The following is an 8,890-nucleotide window of genomic DNA, read 5'->3' as shown; positions in this document are numbered from 1 at the left end:
GACCCTGACGCAGGCCAACCTCGCGCCGCACAGCCACGCCGCGACGGTGAGCGGCATGACGGTCGCGGCCCAGGTGCAGGCCAGCACCGCCGTCGATCCCGCAGGGAACTCGACGACGCCCGCGGCGGGCGCCTACCTCGCGGCGAGTCCCGCGGCCGTACAGGGAGCGGCCCAGATCTACTCGACCTCGCCGGCGCCGGAAACGCTGGTCGCGCTGGGCGGCGTCAGCGCGTCCGTGACCGGGGGCACCGTCGCCGTCACCCCGGCCGGCAGCGCCGTGCCCTTCGGCATCCTGCCGCCCTACCAGGTGATGAACTACGTGATCGCGCTGGAGGGCGTGTTCCCCTCGCAGAACTGATCGGGGCTGCGGCGGAGACCGCGGCGGCGGGCGCCTGCGCGGTCTTCGTCGCATGCGGGCGGCGCATCGCCGGCAGGGCCGGGCGGAGAAGACGCCAGCCGAACCGTGCCGCCACGCGCCGGAACGGTCGGCGGCCCCCGAGTCGACGGCCGTCCCGGGGCCATCCCGGCGCGATCATCCCGGAAAGTTTCGAAAACCGGGCCGGTCGCACGTCCCCCGGGGCGGCCGGCGAAAAGTTTTTTGCGATTATTCGGTTATATCAGCGCCCGGTGCGAAAAATTCGCTACGCCTTAAAATTGCAGTTCGGTTATGCTGGCCTGGACGGAATGCCTGGGCATGATGTCTGAAGCATGCGGCGCAATCGGGTCCGTACGCATGGCGGTTTTCGGAACAGACTCGAAAACAGGGGATGACAGGAAATGAGCAAGCCACCCTCTTCAGGCGGTCCCGTGCCGTCCGGCCGCCGCATCAGCACCAGGCTCGAGAGGGTGCTGGAGCTGATGAGGCAGGACAAGATCCTGAAGCGCGAGATGCTGATCCACGGGCGCCTCGTCTGCATCCCGATGGAGGGGCAGCTCTGGCTGACCGTGGAGGAAATCTCCGCGAGGGAGGGCATACGGCTGACCGACATCGTCGAGGAGGCCACCCCGCCGACGATGCGCAGGGGTACCAGCATCGCCAGCTGCCTGCGGCTCTACTCGTTGATATGCCTGATCGAAGGGCGGAGACCGCAGAGGTTGCCCCCGCCAACTAAGCCGGCCGGGCGAGGCCGTTACCGGCCCCGCCTCCGCGTGATCAATTGAAGATCACCTGGTAGAGCTGCCCGCTTTCGCCGGGGTCGTGGGTCAGGATCGGGATCACGTAGAGCTGGAACGGGTCCACGCCCGGGGTCTGGAGCACGCGCATCCCCTCCATCAGGATGCGTTCCGGTGGGCCGCTGAAGATCAGGAGGAACGGCTTGGGCAGCTTGGCCGGCCAGGGACGGCCCTTGGTCGAGTCGCTGACCTCGGTCAGCTTCAGTTCGACCGCCACATCGCAGTGCAGTACATTGAAGGTCTTGCCCAGCAGCGGCAGGAAGGTTTCCATTGTCACTGGGGCCAGGACGTAGCCGGTCACGCGCGTCTCCTTGTCCGCAAGCGGTGTTCTGGACGGCATGGTTACCACGCATGCACGCCGCCCCGCCAGACCGGCGAGGCGGACCACCTCTTTCGGGCAAAGCTGCCCTTTCGAGTGGACGGGACGACGCGGGATGCACGCAGACGACACGGATTTCACCCTGCGGCCGGCCGGCCCGGAGGACGAGGACTTCCTGTTCGCGCTGTTCGTCACCTCGCGCGAGCGCGAGCTGGCCGCCCTGCCCCTGCCGCCGGCCCAGGCCGAGCCGTTCGCCCGCATGCAGTACGAAAGCCAGCTCGCGGGGTTCCGCCACGTCCACCCCGACGCCCGGGTGCTGGTCGTCGAGGCGGCCGGGGAACCGGCCGGCCGGCTCGTGCTCGAAGACAGGCCCGGCGAGCTGTGGGTCGTCGACCTCGCCCTGATGCCGGGGCAGCGCAACGCCGGCCTCGGCGCCGCCCTGCTACAGCACTGCATGAAACGCGCGATCGCGGAGCGGCTGGTGATGCGCGGCAGCGTCACTCCGTACAATCCCGCACGCCGACTCTACGCGCGACTCGGGATCGTGGAATTGCCCTCGGAGGGCGGCGCGACCATCCCTTTGGAGTGGCGACCGCCGGATTCTTGAATTTTGCACCTGCGAAGCGATCGTTCGAAACCCGCAGAAAGCCTAGACCTTGCCGAAGAAAAGAATTTTTCCTGCAGTTGCCCGTATGATTTCGCTTGCATGATCTGAAAAGTTGTGGCGCCATGCACACAACAGTGATGCATTGCGCCATCACTTTCAACTCGGAGGCGTCACATGGTCGATACGTATCTGAAGTCCAAGAACATCTACCTCAACGGCCGTCGGACCAGCGTCCGGCTGGAGCCGGCAATCCTGGCGGGACTCGAGTTCATCTGCAAGTACGAGAACATCACCATGACCGAGCTGGTGCGCCGCGCGATGGCCAACCGGCCGGGCGCCCGGCCGGTCAACGCCCTGCGCGAGTATCCGCTGGAGTGGTTCCGCCGCAAGGCCGGCATGATGGATTGAGGTTGGTTGGTTGTTGTGGCGCCAGTCCCGGCTTGCCGGGACTGGCGCTGCCCTCCCTCTCCCGTTGCACGGGAGAGGGGTAATTCAGCCTTCCTCGTCGCTGCCGCAGGGCAGGCTGTGGTCCATGGTCAGGGCGGGGTTGGACGGACAGCGGCGCGAGACGATGCGGGCGGGCACTCCCGCAACCGTGCTGTGGGGCGGCACGTCCTTCAGAACGACGCTGCCGGCGCCGACCTTCGACCCCTCGCCCACCACGATGTTGCCGAGCACGGTCGCCCCGGCGCCGATCAGGACGCCGTCGCCGATCTTCGGGTGGCGGTCGCCGCGCTGCTTGCCGGTGCCGCCCAGGGTCACGTTCTGCAGCATCGACACGTCGTTGCCGACCACCGCCGTCTCGCCGATCACGATGCCGGTCGCGTGGTCGATCAGGATGCCGCGGCCGATGCGGGCGGCAGGGTGGATGTCCATGCCGAACTTCTGCGACACCCGGCTCTGCAAGTAGAGCGCCGCGTGCCGGCGGCCGCTGTTCCACAGCCAATGGGCCACCCGGTGCGCCTGCAGGCCCTGGTAGCCCTTGAAGTACAGGAACGGGTTGATCAGGAAGCCCGCCGCCGGGTCGCGCTCGATCACCGCGGCGAGGTCGGCCAGCGCCGCGCTCGCGACCGTCGGGTCGTTGGCGACCGCCGCCCGCACGAGGTCGCGCAACGCGCCCTCGGCCAGGGTGTCGTCGTACAGCTTGTGCGCGATCAGCCCGGCCAGCGCATCCTCGAACGCGTCATGGCCGAGCAGGACCACCTCGATGTGAGGGGCCAGAAAAGGCTCGTGGCGCACGATCTCGGCGGCTTCCCGCCGCAGGTCGCTCCAGATCGCCGCCTCGGTTCCGATCCGCGTCGCCGCTTCCATTCCGTCCAAGAGATGCTCCTCCTCCCGAGGATTTCAAGTTTCGGGCAAACGCCGGCCCCGCTCAAATGAATGTTTGTCTCCGATCGCATGAGTAAAAGTGATCCGAGGCATAATATATAATATATTACGAGGAAGTCGGGCTCAGCGCAGGCGCTGGCCGAGCAGTGCTCCGAGCGTGCCGCGCAGCGCATGCGCGCTGACGGGCTTGTGGAGCAGCGGATAGCCCGACAGCCGCGCCTCGCGCAGGCGGCGCGGGTCGGTGTCCGCGGTCAGGATCAGGCCGGGGACCGGCCCGTCCAGCAGTTTCGCGACCTGCCGGATCGCGGCGATGCCGCTGGCGCTGCCGCCCAGGCGCAGGTCGGCGATCACGACGTCCGGCCGCTCGCCGGCGGCGACGGCCTCCAGCGCCTCCTCGGACGAGGCGGCGCCGATCACGGCGCAGCCCCACTGGCCGAGCAGCACCTGAAGCGCGTCCAGGACCTGGAGGTCGTCCTCGATGACCAGGACGCGCGCGCCGGGTTCCGGCAGCGGCGCCAGCGTCGGCAGCGAGGGCGCCGGCTCGTCCGTGGCGACCGGCATCGTGATCGAGAACATCGTGCCGCGCCCCTCGAGCGAGCACATCTCCAGCCGGTGGCCGAGCAGCCCCGCCAGGCGGTCGACGATCGCGAGCCCGAGGCCGAAGCCCCCGACCGCCGGGCTGGGATCGGCGCGCCAGAACTCCTCGAACACGAGGTGGTGCTGGGCCTCCGGGATGCCGCGCCCGGTGTCCCAGACCTGGATCGAGAGCTGGTCGCCCCGGCGCCGGCAGCCCAGCAGCACGCGCCCGCCGTCGGTGAAGCGGATCGCGTTGGACAGCAGGTTGCGCAGGATGCGCTCCAGCAGGTCGCGGTCGGTATGGACGAGGGCGGAGCAGGGCTGGACGGACAGGCGCAGCCCCTTGGCGCGCGCGGCGCCGGCGAACTCCAGCGCCATGCGCGTGATCATGGCATTGGCGGGATGGCTGGCGGGCACCGGCCGCAGCATGCCGGCGTCGATGCGCGCCATGTCGAGATGCGTCTCGACCAGGCTGCGCAGCGCGCCCAGCGCCCCGTCCATCGCGCGCAGGATCTCGCGCGCGCCGGGCTCGCTGAGGCGCACCTCCAGCGCGCCGACGAACATCGCCAGCGCCGCCAGCGGCTGATGCAGGTCGTGGTTGGCCACCGCCAGGAAACGGTCCTTGGCCCGGGCGGCACGGGCCGCCGCGGCGCGCGCCTCGTCCAGCCCCTCCTCCAGCCGCTTGCGGTCGGTGAGGTCGACCGCCGTCGCGAGCACGCAGCGCTCCCCCTCCCAGGTGATGCGCCGGGCCGACACCATGGCCCAGAAATCGGTGCCGTCCGGCCGCCTCAGCCGCGTCTCGCAGCCCTGGAGGAAATCGTGCCGCTCCACCCAGTCGACGAGGCGGCGGCGGTCCTCCGGGTTGAGGTAGAAGCCCGCGGCCGGCCGGCCGAGGACGTCCTCCGGCCGGACGCCCATCAGCGCCGCGTAGGGGCCGTTGCAGTACCGCATGCCGCCATCCCCGAGCGCGCTGACCGCCAGGCCGAGCGGCAGCGCGTCGGCGATCGCGCGGAACAGCGTCTCCGCCTGGTGCCCGGCGGGCTGGGAGGTGGCCTGGGATGCAGGCTGGGGGGCGGGCTGGGGGGCGGGCTGGGGGGCGGGCTGGGATGCGTTGCGCGTCGCGACCCAGGCCGAGCCGCCGTCGGCGAGGCCGTGCCCGGCGAGGCGGAACCGGTCCCCGGCCAGGCACGGCTCGAGCGCATGGGCGAGCGCGTCGCCGGGCGTGCCGCGGACGAGCAGGGGCGCCAGTTCGGGGACGACGAGCACGGTGCTCGGCGACCAGTCCGTCAGTCCACCGTCGGGGTCGAAGACGAGGACGAACCCTTCGGCGCCGGTCCGGCCGCCGTCCAGGGGGTCCCGCCATCCTGCAAAGGGCGTCGACACGGCGCCGATCTTGGCAAAGCCGGGCGCGTTTTGCGAGTACCTTGTGGAGGGGTTCCACGCAGGCGGGTGGCCCGGTCCCGCTTTCGCCGCTTGGCAGGAACGCCGCCTGCGTTCATGATGTGTACCCATGATGGACGACAGGAACGGGACCACGGCCGCGGTGACCAGGGGCGTGCGCCGCGCGCTCGCGGAGCGGGGCTATGCGAGCGTCACGGAATTCCCGCTCGGCAACGGCAGGCGCGCGGACGTGGTCGGCGTCGACGACGCGGGCGGGCTGGTCATCGTCGAGGTCAAGAGCGGGGTCGCCGACTTCCGCGCCGATCGCAAGTGGCGGGACTACCTCGACTATTGCGACGCGTTCTGGTTCGCGGTCGCGGCGGACTTCCCGGTGGAGCTGATCCCCGAGGACTGCGGCCTGTTCGTCGCCGACGCCTTCGGCGCCGCGGCGCTGCGCGAGGCGCCGAAGGGCCGGCTCGCCCCCGCGCGGCGCAAGGCGCTGCTGATCGCCGCCGCGCGGCTGGCCGCCTCGCGCCTCCACCGCGCCGACGATCCCTGGCTGCCCTGACGCCGCGCGCGCGCGGCGCTACCCCCCGTGGTGCTACCCCCGTGGCGCTACCCCCGTGGCGCGCCCCATTGTATGGTCCGCCGCCATGACCGCGATCCTGATCATCAAACTGGGCGCCTTCGGCGACCTGCTCCAGGCGGAAGGCGCGCTGCGCGACATCCGCGCGCATCATCCCGGCGCCCGGATCACGGTGCTGACGCGGGCCCCCTTCCGCCGCATCCTCGAACGCTGCCCGTCGGTGGACGCGGTGTGGGTGGACGAGGCCGCGCCGCGCTGGCGGCTCGACCGCATGGCGGCGCTGCGCCGGCGGCTCGCGGCGGGCGGGTTCTCGCGGGTCTACGACCTCCAGAACTCCGCCCGCACCGCCTTCTACTTCCGCTGGCTGCTCGGGCGCGGGGTCGAGTGGTCCGGGACCGCGCCCGGCTGCAGCCACCCGCACCGCCACCACGCCCCCAAGACGGTGCCGAGCCTGGACCGCCTCGCGGGCCAGCTCGCCGACGCCGGCGTGCCGGTCGTGCACGCGCGCGCGCCCGACCTGCGCTGGATGGCCGCGGACGTCGGCGGGGTACTGGCGGCGGCGGGCGTCGAGGCGCCCTACGTCGTCCTGCTGCCGGGCTCGTCGGCGCGCCATCCCAACAAGCGCTGGCCCGGCTACCGCGCGCTGGCCGAGGCCCTGGCCGCCGACGGGCACCGCGTCGTCACCGTGCCCGGCCCCGACGAGGTCGAGCTGTGCCGGGACCTGCCGGCGACCGCGCTGATGCGCGAGGGCCGCGTGCTCGACTTCTTCGGCCTGGCCGGGGTGCTGGCCGGGGCGGCGCTCGCCGTCGGCAACGACAGCGGGCCGACCCACCTCGCCGCCCATATGGGCGTGCCGGGCGTGGCGCTGTTCGCGCGCAGCCACCTGCCCGCGGCCATGACCGGGATCGAGCGGGCGAACATGCGCGTCCTGGAAGCCGACCGCCTCGCCGACCTGCCCCTCGCCCCGGTCCTGGCCGCGGCCCGCGCGGCGCTGGCTCCAAGGCTTCAGGCGCCGACAATCTCCTCGACGAGCGAGCGGTTGGACGGTTCGAAGGGGTTGGCGAACCGGACGCCCTCGAGCGAACGACCGTCCTGAAGGTCTTCGCTCAACAGGATGCGGGCTCCGGCCCGTCTGGCGACGGACCATATCATGCCGTCCCAGAACGCGACGTTATGGTCGCGTTGAACCCGCATCGCATCCGAAACGTCCGCCAGCACCGCCCCGTGCACAGGAAAGACCTCGCCCCAAGCGTCCACGTAAACTGCCGCCCGGTCCGGGGGAATCCGGTACTTGCGGACCGCTACGGAGTAGAATTCAGCCAGTGCCTGGAGCGCCAGGATGCCCCGGCCGGTTGCGCCCAAGCGGTCCAGGAGATCCAACGCCACCCGATGCTTGGCGGGATCACCCGCGTTGTCGGCGGCATAGAGAAGAATGTTGGTATCGACAGCGACGAGGCTCATCGGTCGTGCAGCGCGTCACGATCGAGAGCGCCGGAAAAACCGAGCGGCAGCCCTTCATGGAGCAATGCCAGCATGCGCTCACGAGCCTTCCCGCGTCTGGGCGACGTGCCCTCCTCCACGGGAGCCAGTACGGCCACCGGTCGGCCGTCCTTCATGATCGTGACCCGCGCGCCGGCCTCCACGTCGCGGAGCACCCTGGAAAAATCGCGATCGGCCTCGGCGGCGCTGATGACTCCGTCCGGCATCGGCGTATCTCCGGTCGAGTGGCACGCACCGGTCAACCATAGACCGTCGGTCCTCACCCGGCAACCGCGGCGGTTCAGAGCTTCTGGTACAGCGCCCTGGGCAGGGACGGCGCCGGGCCGGAGGCGACGCCGGCCGCCTTCGAGACGTCGTTGACGAAGGTCGAGCACTGCCGGCGCGTCGCGCTGAACTGGTAGCCGCGCGTCTTGTACTCGCTCACCTTCGCGAGCGCCGCCTGCGCCTGCTGCTGCGAGATCGGGATCGCCTGCGTGCGCACGCCCGGCCGCGAGAAGGCCCGGGCGTCGTCATGGACGACACCCGGCACGCCGGCCGACAGCCGGGCGAAGTCGCGCTTGGGATCGAAGCTGCCGAAATTCTTGGGCGAGAAGCCGAAGGCCTCGCGCCGGCCGTCCGGCCGTTCGATCGCGACGAAGCCGTGCCCGGCCAGTTCGGGCGGCATGCGGCCCGCGCTCGACCCCTGGTGCATGTAGGCCCCGACGACCAGCCGGTATCCGGCACCGGACCCGCCGGCCGGCGGCGCGCCCGGCCGCATCTGCACCTGCGCGCCCCGGGCGTTGCCGTGGGGGCTGGCGCCGGGGGTGTTGGCGTTGGGAGTGTTGGGGGCCGGCCGGCCGTAGCGGGTCGGGGGGGGCGGCGGGGCGGCGGGACGGCTGGTCATGGATCGGCCCTGGCAGACACTACCATCCGACGATAGCTCAAACAGAACCGCGCGTCACGCGCGCAAAACCCGCCGCGCATCGCGCATGCCGGCCTTCCCGTTCAGATCGCGCCCTGGAGCGCCAGCCGCGACACCAGCGCCATGGCCAGCGACAGCGCGGCGCCGTCGAGGTGGTTCGGGAAGGCGGGGACCGGGGCGTCGCCGGCGCCGCCGATGCCGGGCACCGTCTGCTCGTCCCGGGACATGCGCTCGGGCAGCCACCACAGCGGGGTCGGCTGGCCGGTCAGCCGGTCGCCGATCCAATGCAGGAGATGCACGAGCGCGAACAGCGCGTAGAGCAGCATCGACGTTCCGAGCAGGAGCTGGACCGGCCCGCCGGCCGCGACCACGGGATCGGTGCCGTGCCAGTAGCCGAGCGACTGCGCGAGCGCCGCCATCAGCACCGCGGCGACCGCCGGGCCGAAGGCGATGGCGCCGAAGCCGCGCATGTCGATTTCCTGGCGGCGGTGTGGGATGGTGCTGGGCATGGGAGTCCGG

Annotated in this window: 12 protein-coding genes and 1 pseudogene; 6 read left to right on the top strand and 7 right to left on the bottom strand. The window is 71.2% G+C overall.

Features of this window, described 5'->3' with window-relative positions; all coding sequences use genetic code 11:
- Together VGO20_RS28320 and VGO20_RS28315 are read left to right on the top strand one after the other, a co-directional pair.
- A pseudogene (locus VGO20_RS28320) lies at positions 1 to 358 on the top strand (hypothetical protein); the annotation flags it as partial.
- A 419-nt stretch (positions 359 to 777) separates the two neighbouring features.
- On the top strand, positions 778 to 1,161 hold the full coding sequence (locus VGO20_RS28315) for a ribbon-helix-helix domain-containing protein (protein WP_327505777.1): 384 nt from the start codon (positions 778 to 780) through the stop codon (positions 1,159 to 1,161).
- Here the strand turns inward: VGO20_RS28315 and VGO20_RS28310 are convergent.
- Positions 1,154 to 1,474 carry a DUF6916 family protein gene (locus VGO20_RS28310; protein ID WP_327505776.1) on the bottom strand — a complete coding sequence of 107 codons (321 nt, stop codon included), beginning with the start codon at positions 1,472 to 1,474 and terminating at the stop codon, positions 1,154 to 1,156. The two genes, VGO20_RS28315 and VGO20_RS28310, sit on opposite strands and share 8 nt — an antisense overlap.
- A 133-nt stretch (positions 1,475 to 1,607) precedes the next feature.
- On the opposite strand from VGO20_RS28310, the gene VGO20_RS28305 reads away from it, so the two are divergent.
- Complete coding sequence (locus tag VGO20_RS28305; protein ID WP_327505775.1) at positions 1,608 to 2,099, top strand: GNAT family N-acetyltransferase; 492 nt, start codon at positions 1,608 to 1,610, stop codon at positions 2,097 to 2,099.
- Positions 2,100 to 2,273: 174 nt separating this feature from the next.
- On the top strand, positions 2,274 to 2,507 hold the full coding sequence (locus VGO20_RS28300) for a ribbon-helix-helix domain-containing protein (RefSeq protein WP_327505774.1): 234 nt from the start codon (positions 2,274 to 2,276) through the stop codon (positions 2,505 to 2,507).
- A gap of 84 nt (positions 2,508 to 2,591) precedes the next feature.
- Here VGO20_RS28300 and cysE read toward each other — a convergent pair whose 3' ends face one another.
- The gene (gene cysE / locus VGO20_RS28295) at positions 2,592 to 3,410 is read right to left on the bottom strand and encodes a serine O-acetyltransferase (protein ID WP_327505778.1); all 819 of its coding nucleotides are present in this window, start codon (positions 3,408 to 3,410) and stop codon (positions 2,592 to 2,594) included.
- A 141-nt stretch (positions 3,411 to 3,551) separates the two neighbouring features.
- Positions 3,552 to 5,387, bottom strand: coding sequence for an ATP-binding protein (locus tag VGO20_RS28290; protein ID WP_327505773.1), 1,836 nt, complete (start codon positions 5,385 to 5,387; stop codon positions 3,552 to 3,554).
- A 127-nt stretch (positions 5,388 to 5,514) separates the two neighbouring features.
- Between VGO20_RS28290 and VGO20_RS28285 the strand changes: the two genes are divergently transcribed.
- Both VGO20_RS28285 and VGO20_RS28280 read left to right on the top strand, forming a co-directional pair.
- The gene (locus VGO20_RS28285) at positions 5,515 to 5,952 is read left to right on the top strand and encodes an MmcB family DNA repair protein (RefSeq protein ID WP_327505772.1); all 438 of its coding nucleotides are present in this window, start codon (positions 5,515 to 5,517) and stop codon (positions 5,950 to 5,952) included.
- A gap of 85 nt (positions 5,953 to 6,037) precedes the next feature.
- On the top strand, positions 6,038 to 7,066 hold the full coding sequence (locus VGO20_RS28280; RefSeq protein WP_327505771.1) for a glycosyltransferase family 9 protein: 1,029 nt from the start codon (positions 6,038 to 6,040) through the stop codon (positions 7,064 to 7,066).
- On the opposite strand, the gene VGO20_RS28275 is transcribed toward VGO20_RS28280, so the two are convergent.
- The 4 genes from VGO20_RS28275 to VGO20_RS28260 form a co-directional block, all read right to left on the bottom strand.
- Positions 6,976 to 7,431: a PIN domain-containing protein gene (locus VGO20_RS28275; RefSeq protein ID WP_327505770.1), complete on the bottom strand. Its 456-nt coding sequence runs from the start codon at positions 7,429 to 7,431 to the stop codon at positions 6,976 to 6,978. The genes VGO20_RS28280 and VGO20_RS28275 overlap by 91 nt on opposite strands.
- Entirely contained in the window at positions 7,428 to 7,676 is a 249-nt protein-coding gene (locus VGO20_RS28270; RefSeq protein WP_327505769.1) for a type II toxin-antitoxin system Phd/YefM family antitoxin, read from the bottom strand. Before VGO20_RS28270 ends, VGO20_RS28275 begins: the two co-directional genes overlap by 4 nt.
- Positions 7,677 to 7,750: 74 nt before the next feature.
- Positions 7,751 to 8,353, bottom strand: coding sequence for a hypothetical protein (locus VGO20_RS28265; protein WP_327505768.1), 603 nt, complete (start codon positions 8,351 to 8,353; stop codon positions 7,751 to 7,753).
- Between the two features lie 101 nt (positions 8,354 to 8,454).
- Positions 8,455 to 8,890, bottom strand: a 436-nt coding sequence (locus VGO20_RS28260; RefSeq protein WP_327505767.1) for a hypothetical protein, incomplete at its 5' end; no start/stop codon positions are given.

Origin of the sequence: Arenibaculum sp. (genome assembly GCF_035998295.1) — a bacterium.
Classification (GTDB): Bacteria; Pseudomonadota; Alphaproteobacteria; order Azospirillales; family Azospirillaceae; genus DASYHS01.
Note: the sequence above shows the minus strand (reverse complement) of the source record. Positions and strands in the feature narration are given on the sequence as shown.

Coding starts and splice junctions, on each gene's coding strand:
- VGO20_RS28315 (WP_327505777.1), top strand. CDS start 778: ATGAGCAAGCCACCCTCTTCAGGCGGTCCCGTGCCGTCCGGCCGCCGC.
- VGO20_RS28305 (WP_327505775.1), top strand. CDS start 1,608: ATGCACGCAGACGACACGGATTTCACCCTGCGGCCGGCCGGCCCGGAG.
- VGO20_RS28300 (WP_327505774.1), top strand. CDS start 2,274: ATGGTCGATACGTATCTGAAGTCCAAGAACATCTACCTCAACGGCCGT.
- cysE (WP_327505778.1), bottom strand. CDS start 3,410: ATGGAAGCGGCGACGCGGATCGGAACCGAGGCGGCGATCTGGAGCGAC.
- VGO20_RS28285 (WP_327505772.1), top strand. CDS start 5,515: ATGATGGACGACAGGAACGGGACCACGGCCGCGGTGACCAGGGGCGTG.
- VGO20_RS28280 (WP_327505771.1), top strand. CDS start 6,038: ATGACCGCGATCCTGATCATCAAACTGGGCGCCTTCGGCGACCTGCTC.
- VGO20_RS28275 (WP_327505770.1), bottom strand. CDS start 7,431: ATGAGCCTCGTCGCTGTCGATACCAACATTCTTCTCTATGCCGCCGAC.
- VGO20_RS28270 (WP_327505769.1), bottom strand. CDS start 7,676: ATGCCGGACGGAGTCATCAGCGCCGCCGAGGCCGATCGCGATTTTTCC.
- VGO20_RS28265 (WP_327505768.1), bottom strand. CDS start 8,353: ATGACCAGCCGTCCCGCCGCCCCGCCGCCCCCCCCGACCCGCTACGGC.